We start from the raw sequence: 22,228 nt of genomic DNA, 5'->3' as shown, positions 1-22,228 counted from the left end.
TCAGGCACCGCTCAACGCTTCCGCGTCGGGCCGGACGGTGCCGCCCGCGGCGTGCCCGTTCCCGGCGTGCCCATTGGAGGCGTGCCCGTTGGTGGCGAGCCCGTTGTGGGCGGCACCGTTCCGCGAGACATCGCCCTGACGAGCCGCCTGGATCGCCCAGTACACCGCCTCCGGCGTCGCGGGCGAGGCCAACTCGACGCTGATCCCGCTCGGTCCGAACGCGGCGGCCGCCTGCCGCAAGGCTTCGCGCACCGAGAACGCCAGCATCAGTGGAGGTTCACCCACCGCCTTGGAACCGAATACCGCGCCCTCTTCGGTGGCGTTCTCCAGCAGCGTGACGTTGAACTCCTCGGGCATCTCCGAGAAGCTCGGCAGCTTGTAGGTGCTCGCGGCCTGGGTCAGCAGCCGGCCGCGGTTCGGCCCGTCACTGGCGTCCCAGCGCATGTCCTCGAGCGTCAGCCAGCCCGCGCCCTGCACGAAACCACCCTCGACCTGACCGATGTCGATCATCGGGGACAGGCTGTCGCCGACATCGTGCACGATGTCCACCCGCCGGATGCGGTACGCGCCGGTGAAACCGTCCACCTCCACCTCGGCCGCGGCGGCGCCATGGGCGAAGTACTTGAACGGCGAGCCGCGGAACGCCTTCGCGTCCCAGTGCAGACCCTCGGTCCGGTAGAAACCGGCCGCCGACAGCTGAACCCGCTGGAAGTACGCGGTGCGCACCAGGTCGTCCCAGGCCAGCTCCTTGTCGCTGCCCAGGCTGCGCGCGACGCCCTCGACGATGCGCACGTCCGACGCGTTGGCGCCCAGCTGGGTGCCGGCCACCTGGAGCAGCCGCGCGCGCAACTGCTCGCAGGCGTTCTTCACCGCCGCGCCGTTGAGATCCGCCCCGGCACTGGCGGCGGTGGCGCTGGTGTTGGGGACCTTGTCGGTTCGCGTCGGGGCCAGCCGCACCTTGTGCAGGGGGACACCCAGCGTGGTCGCGGCCACCTGCAGCATCTTGGTGTGCAGGCCCTGGCCCATCTCGGTGCCGCCGTGGTTGATCAGGACCGAGCCGTCCTTGTAGATCAGCACCAGCGCGCCGCCCTGGTTGAAGGCGGTGAGGTTGAACGAGATGCCGAACTTCAGGCCGGTGATCGCCAGTGCCCGCTTGGTGTGCGGGTGCGCGGCGTTGAAGGCGGCGATCTCGCGGCGGCGATCGGCGATGCCGGCGTTGTCCTGGACCTGCTGCCAGACGGTGGAGATCCGCTCGGGCTGCGTGACCGGCTGCCCGTACGGCGTGTACTGGCCCTTCCGGTAGAAGTTGCGCTCCCGCAACTCCATCGGATCCAGGCCGAGCAGCGGCGCGCACCGGCCCATGATGTCCTCGATCACCAGCATGCCCTGCGGTCCGCCGAAGCCGCGGAAGGCGGTGTTGGAGACCTTGTTGGTCTTGGCGATGCGACCGGCGATGCGCGCGTGGGGAATCCAGTAGGTGTTGTCGATGTGGCACAGGGCACGGGCCACCACCGGCTCGGAGAGGTCCAGGCTCCAGCCGCCGTCCGCGGTCAAGGTGGCGTCCAGGGCCTGGATGCGGCCGTCGGCGTCGAAGCCGATCTTCCACGTGGCGTGGAACCCGTGCCGCTTGCCGGACATGGTCAGGTCCTGCGTCCGGTTGAGCCGCAGCCGGACCGGCCGGCCGGTCAGCTTGGCGCCGAGCGCGGCGACGGCCGCGAACCCGTGCGGCTGCATCTCCTTGCCGCCGAAGCCGCCACCCATCCGCAGGCACTGCACGGTCACCTCGTGGCTGTGCAGACCGAGCACATGCGCGACGATTTCCTGCGTCTCCGAAGGATGCTGGGTACTGCTCTGGACGAACACCTGCTCGGCCTCGTCGATATAGGCCAGCGCCGCGTGCGTCTCCAGGTAGAAGTGCTCCTGATCGGAGAACTGGAACTCGCCGGTGAACACGTGCGCGGAGTCGGCGAAGCCCGCGTCGACGTCACCGGACAGCATCACGGGCCGGGCGCCGTGGAAACTGCCGGCCGCGATCGCCTCCCGCAGCGTGATCAGGGAGGGCTGTTCGTCGAGGTCCACCTCGACGGCCGCCGCACCGAGCCGGGCCGCCTCCAGGGTCTCGCCGAGCACCCAGGCGACCGCGTGGCCGTAGAACATGACCTCGTCGGGGAACAGCGGTTCGTCGTGCTTCATCCCGGCATCGTTGACGCCGGGGACGTCGGCGCCGGTCAGCACGCGGACCACACCGGGCACGGCGAGCGCGGCCCCGGTGCGCAGCGCGGTGATCCGGCCGTGCGCCTTCATGACCTGGACCGGGTACGCGTGCAGTGCGTCCTTGGTGCGGTGGACCAGGTCGTCGGTGTAGAGCGCGGTGCCGGTGACGTGCAGGCCGGCGCTCTCGTGCGGCATCGGGACGCCGACGACGGGCTTCTCGGGACGCTCGGACAGATGACTCATGACGACACCGCCTCGGTGGTCTGCGCGTACAGCTTCAGCAGGCTCTGGCCGAGCATCGCGGAGCGGTACTCGGCGCTGGCGCGATGATCGTTCATCGGCGTGCCCTGGGACCGCAGGGCCTGGGCCGCGGCCTCGACGGTCTCCGCCGCCCACGGCTTGCCCTCCAGGGCCGACTCGGTGGCGAGGGCGCGGATCGGGGTGGCGGCCACGCCGCCCAGGCCGATGCGTGCCTTGCGGACGATGCCGTCCTCGACGTCCAGCGCGAACGCGACCGCCACGCTGGAGATGTCGTCGAAGCGCCGCTTGGCGATCTTGTGGAACGCCACGACCGGCGACAGCGGCAGCGGAACGCGCACCGCGCGGATCAGCTCGCCGGGACGGCGCACGCTCTGCCGGTAGCCGGTGAAGTAGTCCGCCAGCGGGACCTCGCGCTCACCGTCGGCGTCGGCGAGCACCACCGACGCCTCCAGCGCGAGCAGCGCCGGCGGGCTGTCACCGATGGGGGAGCCGGTACCGAGGTTGCCGCCGAGGGTCGCACCGTTGCGGATGAGCCGGGACGCGAACTGCGGGAACAGCTCGGCCAGCAACGGGACGTCGCCGTCGAGGCGGCGTTCGATCTCGGTGAGCGTCAGCGCCGCCCCGATCTCGATGTGGTCGGATTCGACGCGCAGCTCCCGCAGTTCGGACAGCCGGTCGACGGCGACCACGCAATCCGCCCGGCGGGAACGGATGTTGACCTCGACGCCCCAGTCGGTGGAGCCCGCGACCACCACCGCGTCGGGCCGCTCGCGCAGCACCTGCAGCGTTTCGGCCAGGGTGCTCCGCCGCAGGAACGCGCTGTCGTCCCGGGTGTACTCGGTGGCAACCGGAGCGGGCGGCGACTGCTCGCGACGCTGCGCCAGCGGGTCCTCGTCGGTGGGCGTACCGACGGCGAAGGCGGCATCGCGAATCGGGCGGTAGCCGGTGCAGCGGCACAGGTTTCCGCTCAGCGAGTGCAGATCGAATCCGTTCGGACCGTGCTCGGAGTCGGTGTTCTCGGTCGCCTCCGTGCTGTCGGCCGAGTGCGCGTGCGCGCAGCGGTCGGGCCGGTAGTACTCGGCGGCCATGCTGCAGATGAATCCCGGCGTGCAGTAACCGCACTGGGAGCCGCCGCGCACCGCCATCTCCTCCTGCACCGGGTGCAGGACGGGCGGCTTGCCGGGTCCGCCGTCGGTGGCGAGACCCTCGGAGGTGATGATCTCCTGACCGTCGAGCGCCGCGACAGGGACCAGGCAGGCGTTGACCGCCACCCAGTCGGTGGGCTTGTTCACTCCGGGCCGGGCCACCAGGACCGAACAGGCACCGCATTCACCCTCGGCGCAGCCCTCCTTGGTGCCGGTGAGGCCACGCTCGCGCAGAAAGTCCAGCGCGGTGGTGTGGGGTGCAGCCGGTGAAATCGGTGTTTCTTTCCCATTGACCGTGATCTGCGCTTCTACCATGACAGGCCTTCATTTCGGTACGCGATCGGTCGATTCATCATGTTCGCCAATTTCAGGCAGCTTTCTGTGTTCAGACGCGCCATGCAAGAGGAGCGGGCGCACAACGGCACGCAACAGCGGCGTCGCCGGAAGGTGGTGACGGAAAACCCGGAATGTGCCGCGGACGGGCACATCGGAACGGCGTGCTCAGCAGCCGTGCGCGATCCGACCCGGAACCCAGGCGGTGCACTGGGCGAGGCGACCAAGATCAGAGCTGGTGTACATCCGCTGGTCGCCTCCTTTCGGTAGTCATGGATCGAACGTCTATCGCAAAGTAGTGGCTGAGGCCACCGAGATCAAGGGGTTGACCTCGGCCTCTGGATGCCAGGTGGATCGACGTGACCCTGATGATGCGGAAGCCGTCGCGCCCCCCGTCGCGCGATGTGCGCCTGCGTGGTGCATCTGCGTGGTGCGCCTGCGTTGTGCATCTGCCGGTGCCACCGCCCGACATTATGGTGAAAGGTGGCACGAATTTCGGGGTCGGGAGGCGGTCCACGGTGAGTAACACCGAAACGAGGCCCATGGAACTGCGATGCGGCGCCGCGGTGGACAGCGGGCCGCCGACCGGGGCGGCACGGGTGGACGTACTGACCGCCCGTGACGTGCCCCTCGGCGGCCCCCGGGCGATGACCGTGCGGCGGACACTGCCGCAGCGCGCCCGGACGCTGATCGGCGCATGGTGCTTCGCCGATCACTACGGCCCCGACGACGTCTCACTGACGGGTGGCATGGATGTGGCCCCGCACCCGCACACCGGGCTGCAGACGGTGAGCTGGCTGTTCAGCGGGGAGATCGAGCACCGTGACAGCCTGGGCAGCCACGCCTACGTACGGCCGGGCGAGCTCAACCTCATGACGGGCGGATCCGGCATCTGCCACTCCGAGGTGTCCACGCCGCGGACCACCGTCCTGCACGGTGTCCAGCTGTGGGTGGCGCTGCCGGAGGAGCACCGCAACGCCGAACGGGACTTCCAGCACTATGCCCCCGCGTCCGTGCGGATCGACGGGGCCGAGATCAGGGTCTTCCTGGGCTCCCTCGCGGGCGACGTCTCCCCGGTGCGGACCTTCACGCCCCTGGTCGGCGCCGAGATTCTCCTCCAGCCCCGCGCGGCCGTCACGCTCGCCGTGGACCCCGGCTTCGAGCACGGCCTCTTGGTCGACCACGGCGACGTACGCCTGGGCGACGCCCTGGTCGGTCCCGTGGAAATGGGCTACGCCCCTCCGGGCGGCGAGGCGCTGACGCTGACCAACGATTCCGACGACATCGCACGGACGGTCCTGCTCGGCGGAACCCCCTTCGAGGAGGAAATCGTCATGTGGTGGAACTTCGTCGGCCGCAGTCACGAAGACGTGGTGAGGGCGCGCGAGGACTGGCAGAACGCCTCCGACCGGTTCGGCGCCGTCGAGGGGTATCCGGGAGACCGCCTTCCCGCCCCCGCCCTGCCGCACGCCGTCATCAAGCCGCGCAGGAATCCACCGCGCCACTGACCTGTGCTTCGAACCATCTGCGCCAGGTCGAGCGACGCCTGCCTCATCCCTCCGGTATGATCATGGTGCAGCTTCCGCTTGCGGGTGGGAGTCGCGCGTCTGTGGTCCAAGGAAAGACGTCCACCAGCCGGTGGGAGATGCAGGTGCAAGGCCTGCCGGGCGCTCTACCAGGGGTCCCTTCCTCGTATGAGGAAGGGACCTTTTTCGTTGCCGTGCCGCGCCTGTGCGGTTGCAGGCACTCTCTTCGGTCTGAGTAGCATGCCGCAGCGTGGCAGATATCCATGAGGTTCTCCTTACGGCCGAACTTCCGGCTGACCTGACGGAAACCGAGATAGCCGAGCTTCGCTGGCACCTCGGGCACGGCTCGCGCCCGGAGCGGTTCACCATCGTGGTGGATTGCTGGCCGGTGGTGACCGTCGACGAGGAGGGCGAGCCCCTGCCGGAAGGCCGGTGGGAGATCGACCGGTACCCACTGCTGGCAGGGCGCGGACCTGCAGACCCGAGGATCGGCGGGGTTGTCTTCTCCGAACTGGCGCGCCGCGACGGGCCAACTGACCGCGGCTGGGCCTTGTCTTCGCGCCAGGTTCTCCACAGTGACGATCTCACCCTGCTGGAACAGCTGCTGCAGTGGTTGCAGAGCCGAGCGGTCGGGCACGGGGGAGGACCGGCCTGCTTCAGTTGCCACACGCGCTTCCACGAGGACGCCCCCGTCCTCAAGCCGGTGCTGCTCGATGAGGGGCGACTGGCGATTCTCTAGATCTCGTCGATCACGATCTGCGCCGGGGAGGCACGGCCGTTCCTAGGGTGTCGCCATGACGACAACGCTGGCCAACACGTTCCCTCGCCCCGTACACGGAGTGAAGGTGCACTCCCGGTGGTCGTACGGCGCGTGTGTACCGACGTTCGGGAGAGTGGAGCTGGACTTCGAGCCGATATCTGCCGGGGGCGCGAGCTCTGTCGAGTTCGCTTGCGCCACTCGGCCTGAACCGGCGCCGGAGTTCGAGGAGTTTCTTACGCGCGGCATCATGCGGGAGCTGGCTGCGGCGGACACCGATGACCCCGACGCCCGCCGAGGAGCGCCGATCGACGCCCGGGTTGTGGTGCGCGCCCTGTTGTGGCACTACACCGAATCCTGCGAAATGGTCTTCCTGCGGCTGGGGGCCCTTGCCGTACGAGAGGCGCTGTCGTGCCTGGCCGATGACCGGGAGCCGCAGCTGATCGAGACCAGGGTCAGGTGGTCCTTCTGACGTCTGCCCGTCGGACCCTTGCGTCTGGTGGGGACCGCTCCGCGGAACGGCGGCGCAGCTCGATCGCGGTGACGGGCACGGTGGTCCGTCAGGCGCGGCTCGGTGTCGGCTCCGGCTCGGTGGGATGCGCCGCCGTGCGGCGGGGGAGCAGGAGCGGGGTGGCCAGCAGGAGCACGCCGGCCACGCCGATGGCCGTGCGCGGGCCGAGCAGGCCGCCCAGTACGCCCCAGACGGCCGTCAGGAGCGCGGTCGAGGCCTTGGTCGTGACCGCCCAGGCGGACAGTGTGCGGGCGAGGCGATCGGTCGCGGTGCGCTTGAGGCGGTAGGTGGCGTAGACGGGGTTGAAGACCCCGCAGCAGAAGATGAGCCCGAGCTCGACGCCCATCACCAGCAGCAGCCCTCCGGTGCCCGGCCCCAGGAAGGCCAGGCCGACGGGCCAGAGCGCGCGCAGCGTCCCGACCACGACCAGGACCTGGTGCTCTCCGAACCGGGTGACGAGCGGTCGGGCCAGCCGCGACCCGAGCAGCCCGCCGATCGCGGGTGCGGCGAAGGCGAGGCCGTACTGCCACGGTGCGAACCCGAGCCGGCCGAGCATCAGGACGGCCAGCAGCGGCTGGGTGGCCATCACCAGGCCGTTGAACAAGGCGGTGTTGAAGAACAGCGGACGCAGCGTCGCGTCGGCGAGGATGTACCGCCAGCCGTCGAGCAGGTCCCCGGCCCGCATGCGCGCGGCCTTTCGGGGCTCGGGCCGTGGCTCGTGCCCGCCCGTCGCGCGGATGCCCAGGGCAGAGAGCAGGTAGCTGACCGCGTCGGCCACCACCGTCGCCACCGGACCGAGGAGCCCGATCACCGCGCCGCCCATCGGCGGCCCGATGATCGTGGTCGTCCAGGCCGTGGACTCGAACCGCGCGTTGGCGACGAGCAGGTCCTCGGCCGGCAGCAGGGTCTTCAGGTACGCGCCGGAGGCGGCGCGGAAGGTGATGTCGGCCGCCGCGACGACGACCGAGACCAGCAGGAGCTGAACGAAGGTGAGCGCGCCGAGCGCGAACGCGGCGGGGACCGTCAGCAGCGCCGCGAACCGCAGCAGGTCCATCGCGATCAGCACCGGCCGCTTGCGGCGGAACTCCACCCACGGGCCGAGCGGCACCGCCACGGCCGCGCCCACCGCGGCCCCCACGGAGGAGATCGCGGCGACCTCGGCCGGTCCGGCGTGCAGCACGCGGATGGCGATCAACGGGAAGGTGCCGAAGGCCAGCCATGTGCCGAGCGCGCTGGTTCCGTACGCTCCCCAGAGCCATCCGAACTGCCGCCCCAGCCGATGCCCGAGCAGACGTCCCAGCCGGTCTCCGAGCAGATGTCCCAGCCGGTGTCCGCTCCTCATGCCCGCCGCCCCTCGCCACTCACCCGCACAACCGATCCGCGATCGGAAGCATCAAAGCGAGTGCCGTGCGCGGGGATCAAACAACCGCAGGGCGGCCGGGCACAACCAACGGTTGTGTCCATAGGTGCCGGCAAGGTACCCGGGCCCAGGTTGCGGGTCTGACAACCTGTCAGGCCCGGTGCGGCGGGAGATCATCCTTCGTGCCGACCGCTCCTGAGGGGCCGCTTCGGTCTGCTATCGGTCCGATGTGGGTTCAGCATGGTTGGCCGGTTTTGTCGTGGATCCGTAATGGTGCCGAGTGGGACGGAACGGGCGCGGCGTCCCGCTCATCTGGGTAGTCAGCGAGGCGCACCGGGCGCCTTCGCGAAGGGTGTGGGTCTCACCAAGTGGGGGAGAGCCACGGGAGGGAAGCCCATGATCGGGACGAAGAGGACCGGGACGAAGGCGCGGGGCGGCCGTGTGGCCGTGATCGGTGCGCTGGGCCTGGCCTCGGTGGCTCTGGCCGCCGGGCCGGCGTTCGCCAAGGGCGATGTGGACATCACGGCACCGCACACGGCGAAGGTCGGCAAGACCTTCACGGTCACGGCGCACGGGGACGACGACGCCGCCAGCTACCTGCGGATATGCCTGGAGGGCCGCAGCGGCGGACAGAAGTGGCACCAGGTGACCTGCGGCGCAGTGGTCGCGACGGGCGACGACGCGAAGGCCACCGCACACGTCAAGGCCGCGCACCGGGGCGTCCTGGAATACCGTGCGGTGGTGTACGGCTTGATCAGCCCGAATGACCGCCATCCGGTCCGCGAGAGGACCTCTGGCCCGGCGACGGTGGACGTGCGCTGAGTCCAGCGGCGCGGCCGCGGATGTGCCGGTGCCCCCGACCACACGGTCGGGGGCACCGGCACACTGCCGTCGCGGATTGAAGACGTTTTCGGCCAGAACGGGCCCTGCGAACCGGTCGGGGGGCGGAGGTAGTTGGGCGCCCCGGTGTCGGCTAGAGCGCGGCGGGCGCGGCCCCCGGCACTGCACTCCGGGAGTCCTCCCGCGCCATCACTCCGGCCACCTCGCGGGCAGTTCTGGCGAAGGCCCCCACCACGCCGGTGGCGTGTCCGGCCCGCCATACCAAGCCGTAACCGGTCGGCTCCGCGTCCGCGAAGGGGACGTAGGCAACACCGGGCCGGGCGTAGTACGTCGCCGTGTGCGCGGGTGCCAGCAGCGCGCCCTTACCGCCGGCGACCAGCATCAACGCCTCCTGCATATTGGTCATGCAGGGGCCGCGGGTGACCGGCCGGCCGCTCGGGGTCCGTGCGGGGACGTGGTGCTCGAGCCAGTAGTCCGGTACGTCGCCGATGATCGTGAGCAGCGGCACGTCTGCCAGGTCCTCCAGGGACACCGCGTCCCGGGCGGCGAGCGGATGTGCCGAGTGGACCGCGAGGACGCGCTCCTCCGCGAGCAGTGCCGGGCCCTCGCCCAGATCCTCCTCACGCACCGGGAGCTCGGTGAGCTGGATGTCGAACTCGCCCTTGCGCAGCTGGCCGTAGGGATCGGCGAGCGGCACCTCGCAGATCTCCACGGCGAGCCTGGGGTGGGTGACGCGCAGTGCTTCGGCCGCCTTCATGACGATCTCGCCGGTCAGCGGGTTCGAGAAGCCGACATGCAGCACGGTGTCGATACCGCGCGCGGTGGCGGCGGCCCGCTCCAGGGCGGCCTCGATCGCGCGGTGGTGCGGTTCGAGATCGGCACGCAGCTGCCGGCCGAGCGAGGTGAGGGCGACGCGGCGACTGGTACGCGTGAACAACGGGGCGCCGACGCGGCGTTCAAGGCGCTGCACGAGCTGGCTCACCCGGGCCCTGGACAGCCGCATCCGGTCGGCCGTGCGGCCGAAGTGCAGCTCCTCGGCGAGGAGGAGAAAGCATTCCAGTTCATCGCGTTCCATCGACGTTCCCCAGGTCAATCGGATCGGTAAGCCTGGCTGAACGAACGTTGCGATCTTTGCCGTTGTTCCCCCGACGTGCCCCGACGGATGGTGATCGAGCCGACAGAATCCCTACACCGTCAAGGAACTGACATGAGTCCGCAGAAACCGGCCGGTGCTCTGAGCGCACGTGAGTGGGGCGTCCTGCTCGTCCTGTGCGGCGCGATCTTTCTGGAGGGCATCGATGTGGCCATGCTCAATGTGGCCCTGCCGTCCATCCGTGCCGACCTCGGTCTGTCCACCGGCTCCCTGCAGTGGGTCATGAGCGCGTACGTCCTCGGATACGGCGGCTTCATGCTGGTGGGCGGACGCGCCGCCGACCTCTTCGGGCGCCGCCGGATGTTCGTCTTCTGGCTTTCGGTCTTCCTGCTCTTCTCCGGCCTGGGCGGGTTCGCCACCGAAGGCTGGATGCTGATCGTCGCCCGGTTCGTCACCGGAGTCGCCGCCGCCTTCCTGACTCCGGCCGGCCTCTCCCTCATCACCACCGGCTTCGAAGAGGGCCCGCAGCGCACCAAGGCCCTGCTCTTCTACTCCGGTACCGCGGCCGGGGGCTTCTCGATCGGCCTGGTCGTCGGCGGGCTGCTCGCCTCGGTCGGCTGGCGCTGGGTGTTCTTCGCGCCGGTCGTCCTCTCCGCGCTGATCCTGCTCGCGGCGCTCGCCTTCGTGCCCAAGCCGTCGCGTCCCGACCGCGCCGGCCGGAGCATCGACCTGGCCGGCGGCATCACCCTCACCGCCGCCGTCGTCCTGCTCGTCCTCGGCGTGGAGCGCGCCCTCCACACGAGCCTCGCCCAGACCCTCGGCACACTCGGCGCGGGCCTCGGCTCCCTTGCCGCGTTCATCGCCATCGAACGCCGCTCGGCATCCCCGCTGGTCCGCCTCGGCATCTTCCGCAGCGGCGCCCTGGTCCGCGCCAATCTCGTCGGACTGCTCTTCGCGGCGGGCTTCTTCGGCTTCCAGTTCCTGGTCGTCCTCTACCTCCAGGAGCTGCGCGGCTGGTCGACCGTGCAGACCAGCTTCGCGATGATCGTCATCGGCGTCGACGCGATCCTCTCCCCGCTCCTCACCCCCAAACTGGTGAAGCGCTTCGGCAACGCCCGGGTGATCCTCGGCGGGCTGCTGCTGGCCTCGCTGTCGTACGGCCTGTTCCTGCCGGTCGGCGCCGACTGGACGTACCCGGCGATGTTCCCCAGCCTGATCACCCTCGGTATCGCCTTCTCCCTCGCCTACGGCCCGCTCACCATCGTCGCCACCGAGGGCATCCAGGAGGAGGAGCAGGGCCTGGCCGGCGGACTGCTCTACACCTCCTTCCAGTTCGGCGCCGCGATCGGGCTCTCCACGGTCACCGCCGTCAACGTCTCGGCCACCGCATCGACGTCACCGGCCGCACTGCTCGACGGCTACCGGGCGGCCCTGTGGATCCCCCTCGCCGCGGCCCTGCTCGCCGCGCTGCTCGGCGCCTTCGGGCTGCGCGCCCGGCCGACGACCACGGTGGCCGCATCGGGCGGACCCGTCGACCACATCGCCGACGCACTCCCCGCCGCGCACCGATCCTCCTGAAGTCCCTCTGATCCCTCGCCGGCAAGGAGTGCCCCCATGCCCAGCACCAAGGTCACCGCATTCTCCGACCTGCAAGACACCTTCTTCGGCTACGTACGTGACATCACCTACGCCACGATGATCACCGTCGACCGCAAGGGCCGCCCCCGCGCCCGGATCCTGCTCCCCGTCTGGGAGATCGTCGACGGCCGGCCGGTCGGCTGGCTGGCGGCATACAAAACCCCCGTCAAAGCAGCCCACTTGGCGAACAATCCCCACACGACGTACTCCTACTGGAGTCCCCGTCAGAACGCCGTCCACGTCGACTCCCTCTCCGCCTGGGCCGACGACGAGGCCGCCAAGCGCCACGCCTGGGACCTCTACGTCAAGGGTGGGCCGCCGGGCGTGGGCTACGACCCGGTCCGGTACTGGCGGGGCGGCCCCGACGACCCCGAGTACCAGGTGATCCGTATCGAACCCTGGAGGATCCAGTTGGTCCGCGGCGCGGATCTGCGGAGCACCATCTGGCAGCCGGACACTCCCTGACGAGAGACGCCGGATGACGACCTCCGTGAGGACTCGGGGGAGTGGTGGATGACACGGCGGGGTGCGGAACGGCCTCGGTCGTCCGTTCCGCACCCGTACCGCACACCCGCCGGGCCCCTCAACCCGGCGGCGATCCAGGGACCCTCAGCCCTGGTCGTAGGTGTGGAACCCGCGCCCGGTCTTGCGGCCGAGCAGCCCCGCTTCCACCATGCGCTGGAGCAGCGGTGGCGGTGCGTGGAGAGGTTCCTTGAACTCGTCGTAGAGGGACCGCGCGATGGCGGCGACGGTGTCCAGGCCGATCAGGTCGGCGAGCTTCAGCGGGCCCATGGGGTGGGCGCAGCCCAGCTCCATGGCCGCGTCCACGTCGGCGGCGGTGGCGAAGCCGGACTCGGCCATCCGGATCGCCGCGAGCAGATACGGGACGAGCAGGGCGTTGACGACGAAACCGGCCCGGTCCTGGGACCGTACGACCGTTTTGGCCAGGGCGCCGGTGACGAATTCCTCGGCGGTGGCGACCGTCGCCGGCGAGGTGTGCAGGGAGGTGACGACCTCCACGAGCGGCAGCACCGGTACGGGGTTGAAGAAGTGCAGCCCGAGGACGCGGTCCGCGCGGCGGGTGGCCATGCCGAGCCGCATGACGGGGATGGCCGAGGTGTTGGTCGCCAGGATCGCCTCCCCGTCCTCGACGATCTTGTCGAGGGCGGCGAAGACGTCCGTCTTGGCCTCGGCGTTCTCGACGATGGCCTCGATGACGAGCTGCCGGTCCGCGAGGTCGTCGAGGCTGCCGGTGAAGACCGTGCGGGTCAGGGCGTCCTCGGCCGAGAGGCGGTCCAGTTTGCCGCGCTGGACGGCGCGTTCGAGGGAGACGGCCATCCGTTCGTGAGCCGTGCGGGCCGCGGTCGCGTCTGCCTCGCAGACGACGGTGTCGAGTCCGGCGCGGGCGCACACCTCGGCGATCCCGGCCCCCATCTGGCCGCCGCCGACGACGCCGACCCGCCGGATCGCGGGGTTCGGGGCGGCGTTCATGCCGTCACCCCTGCCTGCTGCACGAGGTGGCGGGCGTAGGCGTCCGGGGTGAAGAAGGCGGGCAACTCCTTTGCCAGGGCCGTCCGTTCGAACATTTCCCGCACCTCCTCCGTCCTCGCCCAGGGGTACTCGGCTCCCAGGGCGGCGATCTCCTCGTCGAGGAGGCCGAGCACCGTGTCCCGGTCGACGGCGCCGTGCCGCAGCCACTGCCAGATCTGGGCTCGGGCGATCTCGGCGGCTGCCGCGTCCTCCATCAGTCCGTCCAGCGCGACGGCACCGGTGCCGCGCAGCCAGGCGTCGAAGTAGCGCAACGCGACGCAGATGTTGGCGCGCACGCCGTCCTCGGTGGGCGGGCCCGCGGTGCGCCGGACGGCCAGCAGCGCGTCGGCCGACACCTCCACGTCCTCCCGCGTGCGGTCGATCTGGTGCGCCCGCCCGCCCAGCACGCCGTCGAAGACCTCGCGGCAGATGGGGACGAGCCCGGGGTGGGCGACCCACGTGCCGTCGAAGCCGTCCTCCGCTTCGCGCTCCTTGTCCAGCCGCACCGTGGCGAGCGCGGCCCCGTCGGCCTGCGCGTCATGCCTGGGCACATGTGCCGTCATGCCGCCGATGGCGTGCGCTCCGCGCTTGTGGCAGGTGCGCACGAGCAGTTCCGTGTAGGCCCGCAGGAAGGGCGCCGTCATGGTGACCCGCTTGCGGTCGGGGAGGGAGAAGTCGGGGCGGTGCGCGAAGATCTTGATCAGACTGAACAGGTAGTCCCAGCGGCCCGCGTTGAGACCGGCGCTGTGCTCGCGCAGTTCGTAGAGGATCTCCTCCATCTCGAAGGCCGCGGTCACGGTCTCGATCAGGACGGTGGCACGGATGGTGCCCCGTGGGATGCCGAGCAGCTCCTGGGCGAGGACGAACACGTCGTTCCACAGCCGGGCATCGCAGGCGTTCTCCAGTTTGGGCAGGTAGAAGTACGGGCCGGAGCCGGCGTCGATCTGGCGCTGCGCGCAGTGGAAGAAGTACAGGCCGAAGTCGACGAGCGAGGCGGGCACGGGGCGTCCGTCGACGAGGAGGTGCTCTTCGGTGAGGTGCCAGCCGCGTGGTCGGACGACGATGGTCGCGAGCCGGTCGCCGAGACGGTACTCCGTGCCGTCCGGTGCCGTGAAGTCGATCCGCCGCTCGATGGCATCCAGCAGGTTCAGCTGGCCGCCGATGATGTTGGCCCAGGTGGGAGAGGTGGCGTCCTCGAAGTCGGCCAGCCATACCTGCGCCCCGGAGTTGAGCGCGTCGACGGTCATCCGGCGCTCCGGCGGCCCGGTGATCTCCACCCGCCGGTCGGCCAGACCCGGCGAGGGCGGGGCGACCCGCCAGTGCGGATCGGCGCGGATGGCGGCGGTGGCCCGCGAGAAGTCGAGCGGGGCACCGGACGAGAGGCGAAGGGCACGGCGGCGGCGCTCGGTGAGGACATCGCGGTACCGGTCGGCGAAGGTACGGGCGAGGCGGCCCAGGAAATCGAGGGCGGCGGGGGTGAGGATCTCGTCGAAGCGGTCGCCCGGGGCGCCGAGCACCTGGACACGGCTGGTCAATTCGGTGGTGGACATGCGCATCTCCTCAACGGGCGCGGGGGAGCGGAGCGGTGCGGGCCGGACGGAGACGGTCGTCCGGCCCTCACCTGGATACGGGGCGGCGGGATGCCTGCGCGCCGCGCCGAGGGGCCGACAGCCGGGCCAACGGCGCCTGGCGTGCTCGGAGCGGGCCGAGCAGCCCTAGTGGAACTGCTCTTCCTCGGTGGAACCGGCGAGCGCGGTGGTCGAGGACGCCGGGTTGAGGGCCGTCGACACCTGGTCGAAGTAGCCCGTGCCGACCTCGCGCTGGTGCTTGACCGCGGTGAAGCCGTGTCGCTGGGCGGCGAATTCCTTCTCCTGGAGATCGACGTAGGCGGTCATTCCGGACTCGGCGTAGCCGCGCGCCAGGTCGAACATGCCGTGGTTGAGGGAGTGGAATCCGGCCAGGGTGATGAACTGGAAGCGGTAGCCCATCGCGGCCAGCTCGCGCTGGAACTTGGCGATCTGGTCGTCGTCGAGGGCCGCCTTCCAGTTGAAGGACGGGGAGCAGTTGTAGGCCAGCATCTGGTCGGGGTGCTCGGCATGGATCGCCTCGGCGAACTCCCGCGCCTGCGCCAGGTCCGGCGTCCCCGTCTCCACCCAGATCAGGTCGGCGTACGGGGCGTAGGCCAGACCGCGGGCGATGACCGGCGCCATACCGTTGCGGACGCGGTAGAAGCCCTCCGCGGTGCGCTCACCCGTGACGAACTCGGCGTCGCGCTCGTCGATGTCGCTGGTCAGCAGGTTCGCCGCGAGGGCGTCCGTACGGGCCACGATCACGGTGGGCACATCAGCAATGTCGGCGGCGAGGCGGGCGGCGTTGAGGGTGCGGATGTGCTGTTCGGTGGGGACCAGGACCTTGCCGCCGAGGTGGCCGCACTTCTTCTCGGACGCGAGCTGGTCCTCGTAGTGGATGCCCGCGGCGCCGGCCGCGATCATCGCCTTGGTCAGCTCGAAGGCGTTGAGCGGACCGCCGAAGCCGGCCTCGGCGTCGGCGACGATCGGCGCGAGCCAGTCGGTGGTGTCGCTGCCGCCCTCGGCGGTGGCGATCTGGTCGGCGCGCAGCAGTGCGTTGTTGATCCGACGGACCACCTGCGGGACGGAGTTGGCGGGGTAGAGGCTCTGGTCGGGGTAGGTGTGGCCGGCCTGGTTGGCGTCGGCGGCGACCTGCCAGCCGGACAGGTAGATGGCCTGGAGACCGGCCTTGACCTGCTGCACCGCCTGACCGCCGGTCAGCGCGCCCAGTGCGTGAATGTAGTCCTGTTCGTGCAGCTGCCGCCACAGCCGCTCGGCACCGCGCCGGGCCAGCGTGTGCTCCTCACGGACGCTGCCCGACAGCCGCACCACGTCCTCGGCCGTGTAGGTGCGCTCGATGCCCTTCCAGCGCGGGTCGGTCGCCCACCGCCGGTCCAGCTCTGCGGCCGTCGTCGTGCTTGCCTGTGCCATGACCGTCTCCCGGGTCTGCCTGTGTCTTGTCAATGATGCGAATCTGGCACGGAGTGCCGTCTTAGGGTGCGGCCCGCCGGATGCCCATGCGCGATCAAGGGTGAGCAATGTTGCGCGGACTTCCTTACGGAACGGCCGGTGTCTCCGACGTCAGGGCATGAATCGTGCCCGGTGCTCCGCTCTGGTCGCCGGTTCCGGCGGGCCGTACTGAGACTCTGGCACCGGCACTGAGTGCCATCAACCATGGATGCGTGCCAAGTTTTGCGCATCTTCACGGCCGCTTTTGCCAACCTTGCGAAGGGTTGGCGCGGCGATCTTCCGCTTAAGATCCGGGGCAGAGAATCCTGCGGAGAGGGACGGCGGCGATCACTGTGAGCAAGACCTATGCCGGGGCACGCCTGCGACGGCTCCGCGAGGACCGGGGCCTCAGCCAGGCGGCCATGGCGCGCATGCTGGAGATCTCGCCCAGCTACCTCAACCAGATGGAACACGACTCACGGCCGCTGACCGTCCCCGTCCTGCTCCGCCTCACCGAGGTGTTCGGCGTGGATGCCGGGTTCTTCTCCGAACGCGACACCAGCCGGCTCGTCGCCGATCTGCGCGACGCCCTCGCCAACGAGCTCACCGCCGCCCGGGTGTCCCCCTCCGACCTCGCGGAACTCGCCTCCCGTATGCCCGCCGTCGCCGGAGTGCTGGTCGACCTCGGCCGCCGCAACCACCAGCTCGCCGAGCGGCTGGCCGAAGCCGCGGAGGGAAGGGGGCAGACCGTCGCCGCGCTGCCCCGCTCCCCGCACGAGGAGATCCGCGAATTCTTCTACCGCCGCCGGAACTACCTCCACGACGCCGACCTCGCCGCCGAGGAACTCGCCACCGAGATCGGCATCCGCCCCGGCGAGGTCGTACGCATCCTGGCCGCCCGCCTGACCGAACGTCACGGCGTACGGGTGTCGGCGGACTCCCGCGCTCTGCACCACTACGACGCCGGGGACCGCGTCCTGCACCTGTCGAGCAGACTGCGCCCCGGCCAGCAGGCGTTCCGGATGGCCACACAGCTGGCGTTCCTCGAATACGACGGCGAACTGTCCCGCCTCGCCGCGGAGGACTTCACCCCGGACTCCGCCACCTGGTCGCTGGCCCGCATCGGCATCGCCAACTACCTCGCCGCCGCACTGATCCTGCCGTACCGCCGCTTCCACACCGCGGCCGAAGAGGCGCGCTACGACATCGAGCGGCTCACCGACCAGTTCGGCCTCGGCCACGAGACGGTCTGCCACCGCCTGAGCACCCTCCAACGCCCGCGCCTGCGGGGCGTGCCGTTCTCCTTCGTCCGGGTCGATCGCGCCGGCAACATGTCCAAACGCCAGTCGGCGACCGGCTTCCACTTCTCCCGGGCGGGCGGCACCTGCCCGCTGTGGAACGTCTACGAGGCGTTCGCCGCGCCCGGCCGCATCCACGTCCAGATCGCCGCGATGCCGGACGGGCAGCGCTACCTGTGGACCGCACGGGCGATCACCCGGCACCGCGGTGGCTGGGGCGAGCCCGGCAAGACGTTCGCCATCGGACTCGGCTGCGAGGTCCGGCACGCGTCCCGGCTCGTCTACTCGGACGGCCTGGACCTCGACAACGCCGCGGCGGCCACCCCGATCGGCATGGGCTGCCGCATCTGCGAACGCACCGACTGCCCGCAGCGGGCGGTGCCCCCACTGGACCGCCGGCTCGCGGTGGACGAGAACAGCAGCACGTTCGTGCCGTATCCCGTGGCCGGGCCGGGGGTCTGATCGCGCGTTCGACGGCCGGGGACGGAGGCCGGGCGGCGGACACCGGCCCGAAGGGGGCGAGCTGCTATGGGGGCGCGTCCATGATGCACGCGTGAATCGATCTCACCCGGTGTGGTGCCCCAACTCCACCAAGCAGTAAGGCGTTTGGCGGCCATGTGGCACGTGGGGGAGGGGGAGCCCAGTGGCGCCGACGCGGACGTCCGGCGGGGCGCTGGACGTCGCGGTCAGGCCCGCAGATAGGTGAGGACGGCCAGGACCCGGCGATGGGTCCGGTCCGTCGGAGGCAGGTCCAGCTTGGTGAGGATGTTGCCGATGTGCTTGCCGATCGCGGCTTCGGAAACCACCAGCTCCTTGGCGATCGCGCCGTTGGACCTGCCCTCGGCGATCAGCGCCAGCACCTCGCGTTCGCGCGGGGTGAGCCGCTCCAGCGGATCGCGGCGGCGGCGCAGCAACTGGCGCACCACCTCGGGGTCGACCACCGTCCCGCCGTTCGCCACCTCGTGCAGCGCTGCCACGAACTCCTCGACCTGGCCCACCCGGTCCTTGAGCAGGTAGCCGACGCCCGATCCGTCGCCGGAGTCCAGGAGCTCGGCGGCGTACGTCCGTTGTACGTACTGACTGAGGACCAGGACGGGGAGGGTGGGGCGCTGCTCGCGCAGCCGCACCGCCGCGTGCAGGCCCTCGTCCTGGAAACCGGGCGGCATGCGCACGTCCGTCACCACGATGTCGGGGGCGTGTTCCTCGACCGCGGCCATCAGCGCGTGCGCGTCCCCGACGGCCGACACCACCACATGGCCGCAGCGGTCGAGCAGGCCGATGAGCCCTTCCCGCAGCAGCACGCTGTCCTCGGCCAGCACTACGCGGAGCGATCTGCCGCCATGGTCAACTCGCAAGGAAACTCCACACGCAACAGAGTCGGCCCACCCGGCGGACTGGTCAGGGCAAGTCTGCCATCCAGCACCGACACCCGGTCCGCGAGACCGGTGAGGCCGCTGCCCGCCGAGGCGTCGGCGCCCCCGCGGCCGTCGTCGCGCACCTCGAGGAACAGCCGTCCGTCGCGATGACCGCCGCTCACCCACGCGCGGCCCGCCCCGCTGTGTTTGGCGACGTTGGCCAGCGCCTCGCGGACCACGAAGTACGCCGCGGACTCGACCGCCTGGGTGAGCCGGCCCGGCAGTTCGAGGTCGACGTCGACGGGGACCACGCAGCGGTCGGCGGCGTCGGCGACCGCGGCCTGAAGGCCGTAGTCCGTGAGGACCTTGGGGTGGATGCCGCGAATGAGCTCGCGCAGCTCCGCGAGCGCCTTGCCCGCCTCCTCGTGGGCCTTGGTGAGCTGGTCGGCGAGCGGGCCGGGCGGGGCATCGAGACGGGCCAGTCCGAGGGCCATCGTCAGGGCCACGAGGCGCTGTTGGGCGCCGTCGTGCAGATCCCGCTCGATACGGCGCCGCTCGGCTTCGAAGGCATCCACCAACCGGACGCGGGAGCGGGCCAGTTCGACCACCTTGGCGCCGAGCTCGCCCTCGCGGGAGGCGATCAGCAGCCGGGCCAGCTCGGCGCGGGCGCCCGCCGTGACGCCGTCGCCGCCTCCTACGCCGACCGCGTCGTCTTCCTCGTCGACGGCCGTGTGCACGGCGAGTTGACCGGCGCCTCCGCCGAGGACATCGCGTCGCGCATGACCAAGCTGGAGGCCGTGCCGTGCTGAGCACCACGCTGCGCACCCTGCGCACCCGCTGGGTCACCTTCGTCGGCAGCTTCGTCGCCCTCTGTCTGGGCGTGGCGCTGATCGCCGTCATGGGGCTGGCCCTGGCGTCGTCGCTGGACGCGCCCGACCGGGGGCCCGAGCGGTTCGCGGCCGCGCCGGTCGTCGTCAAGGGCCAGGACACCGTCGAGGTGCCCACCTCGATCGGCGACCGCACCGGCAAGCTCGCGCAGCCGCGTCCTGTGCCCGACGAGGTGGTTGCGAAGCTGCGGGACCTCGGGACCGTCGTCGAGGACCGGTCGTTCGCCGTGCGGGCCGAGGGCGGGCCCGCCGATCTGGTGGGCCACCCCTGGTCCACCGCGGCCTTCGCGCCGTACGTGCTCGACGCCGGACGCGCGCCCAGGGCCGCGGACGAGGTCGTCGTCAGCGGTGACCGGGCCCGTCCGGGCACCCGGCTGCGGACCGACGGCGGCACCGTGCGCGTCGTCGGTACGGTGACCGGCCTCGGCTTCGAGAACGCCCTGTTCTTCACCGACGCCCGCGCCGCCGAACTGTCGCCGCGCAGCCTCCAGCTCGTGGTCGACGCCGACGTGGCGGCCGTGCGCGAGGCCGTGCGCGACAGCGAGGGCGTCCGGGTCCTCACCGGGGACGCGCGCCGGTACGCCGACGCCGACCCCGACCGGGACAGTGAGGCGCTCACCGCGATGAACGCCATGTTCGGCACGGCCGGCGGCGTCACCGGGTTCGTGTCGGTGTTCGTGGTGGCCTCGACCTTCGCGTTCGCGGTGGCCCAGCGCCGCCGCGAGTTCGGCCTCCTGCGCACCGCGGGCGCGACCCCGGGGCAGATCCGCCGCATGGTCGTCTCCGAGGCGCTCGTGGTCGGTGCGCTCGCCTCGGCCGCAGGCTGTGCGCTCGGTTCCTACGGGGCGCCGAAGCTCGCCGAATGGGCGGTCGACGAGCGTCTCGCGCCCCGCTGGTTCAGCATCGGCGACTACACCTGGCCCTACCACATGGCGTTCTGGACGGGCCTGTTCGTGGCCCTGTGCGGCGCGCTGGCCGCGTCCTGGCGGGCGGGGCGCACGGGTCCCACCGAGGCGCTGCGCGAGGCGTCCGTGGACACCCGGGCGATGACATGGGGCCGCCGGCTGTTCGGCGCGGCCCTGCTGATCACCGCCGCGGTGACGCTGGCCCAGGCCCTGGCGACGAACCCGGGCGAACTGCTGCAGCGCAAGTCCTATGTGAGCCGGCCGATGCTGCTGATCACCGCGGTCGCGCTGCTCGCACCGGTGCTGGTGCGGCCACTGGCCCGGCTGATCGCCTGGCTGCCCGCCCAACTGCCGGGCGCCGGCGGGATGCTGGTGCGGGAGAACGCCGCCGCCGGGGTGCGCCGCACCGCTGCCGTCGCGGCGCCCGTGCTGGTCACGGTCGCGCTGGCGGGCTCGCTGCTGGGCGCCACCGCCACCCTCGACGAGGCGAAGGCCACCGAGGTGCGCGCGCGAACGGCCGCCGACTTCGTGGTCACCGCGGCGGGCGACGCCGGCTTCGACGAGGCGACGCTGCGGCGGCTTCGGGCCGTGTCCGGTGCCGAGGCCTCGCCGAGTTCGTCGAGTGCCGTGTACGTCCTGGAGGACGGCGCGGCGCTCATCAGGTCCGACGCCAGGGCAGCCGAGCCGGGACCGCTCGCGGCAACGGCCCGCCTCCCCCTCGCCGCGGGGAAGGCGAGCGATCTGGACGACGACTCGATCATCGTCAACGAGGAGTGGGCGAAGCACGCCGTGGGCGAGCACGTGGCGGTGTGGCTCGGCGACGGCACGAAGAAGTCCCTGAGGATCGCCGCAGTCATGACCGTCGGCACCGGCAACAACGGCGTCTACGTCACTCCGCGCAACGCCCCTGCGGCGCCCGTCGACCGGGTCGACGTACGCCTCACGGACGGTGCCGACCCGGGCACCGTGGCCGCCGGTCTTCGTCAGGCGGTGCGGGCATCGGGCGCAGAGGTCCTCACCAGGGACGCCTGGGTGCGGGCGGCATACCCCGAGACCAACCGGACGACCCGGACGGGCTTCTTCCTCGTCCTCGGGATCGCCCTCCTCTACACCGGCATCTCGCTGGCCAACACGATGGTCATGGCGACCTCCGACCGGGTCCGCGAGCTGGCCGTGCTGCGGCTGGCCGGCGCCACCAGGTGGCAGGTGCTGCGGCTGGTGGGCGCCGAGGCGCTGATGGTGGTCGCGGTCGGCGGACTGCTGGGAGCGCTGGTCGCCGTGCTCAATCTGGTGGGCATGGGGAGCGCGCTGGGCCTGCTCTCGGTGTCCACATCCCTCGAGATCCCGTGGGCGACGCTCGCGGCGGTCATGGGCGCCTGCGCGGCGCTCGCCGTGATCTCGGCGGTCGCTCCGGCCGGCCTTTCCCTGCGCCGCCGGGCGGTGGAGCTGGGGGGCGTACGCGAGTGACCCCTGACCCTGTGGTGCGCAGGTCAGGAGGCCGAGGAGGTGATCAGCGGCCTGAAGCGCGACGATGGGAGCGGAGGCCGATGTCCGGAGG

At 71.0% G+C, this 22,228-nt stretch carries 16 protein-coding genes and 2 pseudogenes; 9 read left to right on the top strand and 9 right to left on the bottom strand.

Annotated elements, in window-relative coordinates; all coding sequences use genetic code 11:
- Positions 1-2,457 carry a xanthine dehydrogenase molybdopterin binding subunit gene (gene xdhB, locus AC5677_RS02300; RefSeq protein ID WP_497193297.1) on the bottom strand — a complete coding sequence of 819 codons (2,457 nt, stop codon included), beginning with the start codon at positions 2,455-2,457 and terminating at the stop codon, positions 1-3.
- Positions 2,454-3,935, bottom strand: coding sequence for a xanthine dehydrogenase small subunit (locus AC5677_RS02295; protein ID WP_497193296.1), 1,482 nt, complete (start codon positions 3,933-3,935; stop codon positions 2,454-2,456). Before AC5677_RS02295 ends, xdhB begins: the two co-directional genes overlap by 4 nt.
- Before the next feature lie 536 nt (positions 3,936-4,471).
- Between AC5677_RS02295 and AC5677_RS02290 the strand changes: the two genes are divergently transcribed.
- From AC5677_RS02290 to AC5677_RS02280, 3 genes are all read left to right on the top strand, one after another.
- Positions 4,472-5,461, top strand: coding sequence for a pirin family protein (locus AC5677_RS02290; protein ID WP_497193295.1), 990 nt, complete (start codon positions 4,472-4,474; stop codon positions 5,459-5,461).
- A gap of 268 nt (positions 5,462-5,729) precedes the next feature.
- Positions 5,730-6,218, top strand: a complete 489-nt coding sequence (locus tag AC5677_RS02285; RefSeq protein ID WP_497193294.1) for a hypothetical protein — start codon at positions 5,730-5,732, stop codon at positions 6,216-6,218.
- 154 nt (positions 6,219-6,372) lie between these two features.
- The gene (locus AC5677_RS02280) at positions 6,373-6,708 is read left to right on the top strand and encodes a hypothetical protein (RefSeq protein WP_497193293.1); all 336 of its coding nucleotides are present in this window, start codon (positions 6,373-6,375) and stop codon (positions 6,706-6,708) included.
- Positions 6,709-6,796: 88 nt separating this feature from the next.
- Here the strand turns inward: AC5677_RS02280 and AC5677_RS02275 are convergent, their stop codons facing one another.
- Positions 6,797-8,089, bottom strand: a complete 1,293-nt coding sequence (locus AC5677_RS02275) for an MFS transporter (RefSeq protein ID WP_497193292.1) — start codon at positions 8,087-8,089, stop codon at positions 6,797-6,799.
- 414 nt (positions 8,090-8,503) lie between these two features.
- On the opposite strand from AC5677_RS02275, the gene AC5677_RS02270 reads away from it, so the two are divergent.
- Positions 8,504-8,929 carry a hypothetical protein gene (locus AC5677_RS02270; RefSeq protein WP_497193291.1) on the top strand — a complete coding sequence of 142 codons (426 nt, stop codon included), beginning with the start codon at positions 8,504-8,506 and terminating at the stop codon, positions 8,927-8,929.
- 151 nt (positions 8,930-9,080) lie between these two features.
- Here the strand turns inward: AC5677_RS02270 and AC5677_RS02265 are convergent, their stop codons facing one another.
- Positions 9,081-10,022, bottom strand: a complete 942-nt coding sequence (locus AC5677_RS02265) for a LysR family transcriptional regulator (RefSeq protein WP_497193290.1) — start codon at positions 10,020-10,022, stop codon at positions 9,081-9,083.
- Positions 10,023-10,154: 132 nt separating this feature from the next.
- Here AC5677_RS02265 and AC5677_RS02260 point away from each other — a divergent pair, with 132 nt between their 5' ends.
- Both AC5677_RS02260 and AC5677_RS02255 read left to right on the top strand, forming a co-directional pair.
- Positions 10,155-11,618, top strand: coding sequence for an MFS transporter (locus AC5677_RS02260; protein WP_497193289.1), 1,464 nt, complete (start codon positions 10,155-10,157; stop codon positions 11,616-11,618).
- Between the two features lie 36 nt (positions 11,619-11,654).
- Complete coding sequence (locus AC5677_RS02255) at positions 11,655-12,143, top strand: pyridoxamine 5'-phosphate oxidase family protein (protein WP_497193288.1); 489 nt, start codon at positions 11,655-11,657, stop codon at positions 12,141-12,143.
- Between the two features lie 144 nt (positions 12,144-12,287).
- Here AC5677_RS02255 and AC5677_RS02250 read toward each other — a convergent pair whose 3' ends face one another.
- The 3 genes from AC5677_RS02250 to aceA form a co-directional block, all read right to left on the bottom strand.
- Positions 12,288-13,169, bottom strand: coding sequence for a 3-hydroxybutyryl-CoA dehydrogenase (locus AC5677_RS02250; protein ID WP_497193287.1), 882 nt, complete (start codon positions 13,167-13,169; stop codon positions 12,288-12,290).
- Complete coding sequence (aceB, locus tag AC5677_RS02245) at positions 13,166-14,758, bottom strand: malate synthase A (protein WP_497193286.1); 1,593 nt, start codon at positions 14,756-14,758, stop codon at positions 13,166-13,168. Before aceB ends, AC5677_RS02250 begins: the two co-directional genes overlap by 4 nt.
- A 165-nt stretch (positions 14,759-14,923) precedes the next feature.
- Positions 14,924-16,207, bottom strand: a complete 1,284-nt coding sequence (gene aceA / locus AC5677_RS02240; protein WP_497193285.1) for an isocitrate lyase — start codon at positions 16,205-16,207, stop codon at positions 14,924-14,926.
- Positions 16,208-16,578: 371 nt separating this feature from the next.
- Here aceA and AC5677_RS02235 point away from each other — a divergent pair, with 371 nt between their 5' ends.
- Entirely contained in the window at positions 16,579-17,985 is a 1,407-nt protein-coding gene (locus AC5677_RS02235) for a short-chain fatty acyl-CoA regulator family protein (RefSeq protein ID WP_497193284.1), read from the top strand.
- A 224-nt stretch (positions 17,986-18,209) separates the two neighbouring features.
- Here AC5677_RS02235 and AC5677_RS02230 read toward each other — a convergent pair whose 3' ends face one another.
- On the bottom strand, positions 18,210-18,878 hold the full coding sequence (locus tag AC5677_RS02230) for a response regulator (protein WP_497193283.1): 669 nt from the start codon (positions 18,876-18,878) through the stop codon (positions 18,210-18,212).
- A pseudogene (locus AC5677_RS02225) lies at positions 18,842-19,561 on the bottom strand (sensor histidine kinase); the annotation flags it as partial. The gene AC5677_RS02230 and the pseudogene AC5677_RS02225, both read right to left, overlap by 37 nt.
- Here AC5677_RS02225 and AC5677_RS02220 point away from each other — a divergent pair.
- Together AC5677_RS02220 and AC5677_RS02215 are read left to right on the top strand one after the other, a co-directional pair.
- A pseudogene (locus tag AC5677_RS02220) lies at positions 19,556-19,687 on the top strand (ABC transporter ATP-binding protein); the annotation flags it as partial. The pseudogenes AC5677_RS02225 and AC5677_RS02220 sit on opposite strands and share 6 nt — an antisense overlap.
- Positions 19,681-22,137 carry an FtsX-like permease family protein gene (locus AC5677_RS02215; protein ID WP_497193282.1) on the top strand — a complete coding sequence of 819 codons (2,457 nt, stop codon included), beginning with the start codon at positions 19,681-19,683 and terminating at the stop codon, positions 22,135-22,137. The pseudogene AC5677_RS02220 and the gene AC5677_RS02215, both read left to right, overlap by 7 nt.
- Positions 22,138-22,228: the final 91 nt, after the last annotated feature.

The sequence above is a fragment of the Streptomyces sp. JLSY215 genome, assembly GCF_059682825.1.
The sequence above is the reverse complement of the archived record's forward strand: the minus strand, read 5'-3'. Positions and strand labels throughout refer to the sequence as shown.

Excerpts from the sequence above, each read along its gene's own strand:
- xdhB (WP_497193297.1), bottom strand. The coding sequence starts at position 2,457 with ATGAGTCATCTGTCCGAGCGTCCCGAGAAGCCCGTCGTCGGCGTCCCG.
- AC5677_RS02295 (WP_497193296.1), bottom strand. The coding sequence starts at position 3,935 with ATGGTAGAAGCGCAGATCACGGTCAATGGGAAAGAAACACCGATTTCA.
- AC5677_RS02275 (WP_497193292.1), bottom strand. The coding sequence starts at position 8,089 with ATGAGGAGCGGACACCGGCTGGGACATCTGCTCGGAGACCGGCTGGGA.
- AC5677_RS02270 (WP_497193291.1), top strand. The coding sequence starts at position 8,504 with ATGATCGGGACGAAGAGGACCGGGACGAAGGCGCGGGGCGGCCGTGTG.
- AC5677_RS02265 (WP_497193290.1), bottom strand. The coding sequence starts at position 10,022 with ATGGAACGCGATGAACTGGAATGCTTTCTCCTCCTCGCCGAGGAGCTG.
- AC5677_RS02260 (WP_497193289.1), top strand. The coding sequence starts at position 10,155 with ATGAGTCCGCAGAAACCGGCCGGTGCTCTGAGCGCACGTGAGTGGGGC.
- AC5677_RS02255 (WP_497193288.1), top strand. The coding sequence starts at position 11,655 with ATGCCCAGCACCAAGGTCACCGCATTCTCCGACCTGCAAGACACCTTC.
- AC5677_RS02250 (WP_497193287.1), bottom strand. The coding sequence starts at position 13,169 with ATGAACGCCGCCCCGAACCCCGCGATCCGGCGGGTCGGCGTCGTCGGC.
- aceB (WP_497193286.1), bottom strand. The coding sequence starts at position 14,758 with ATGTCCACCACCGAATTGACCAGCCGTGTCCAGGTGCTCGGCGCCCCG.
- aceA (WP_497193285.1), bottom strand. The coding sequence starts at position 16,207 with ATGGCACAGGCAAGCACGACGACGGCCGCAGAGCTGGACCGGCGGTGG.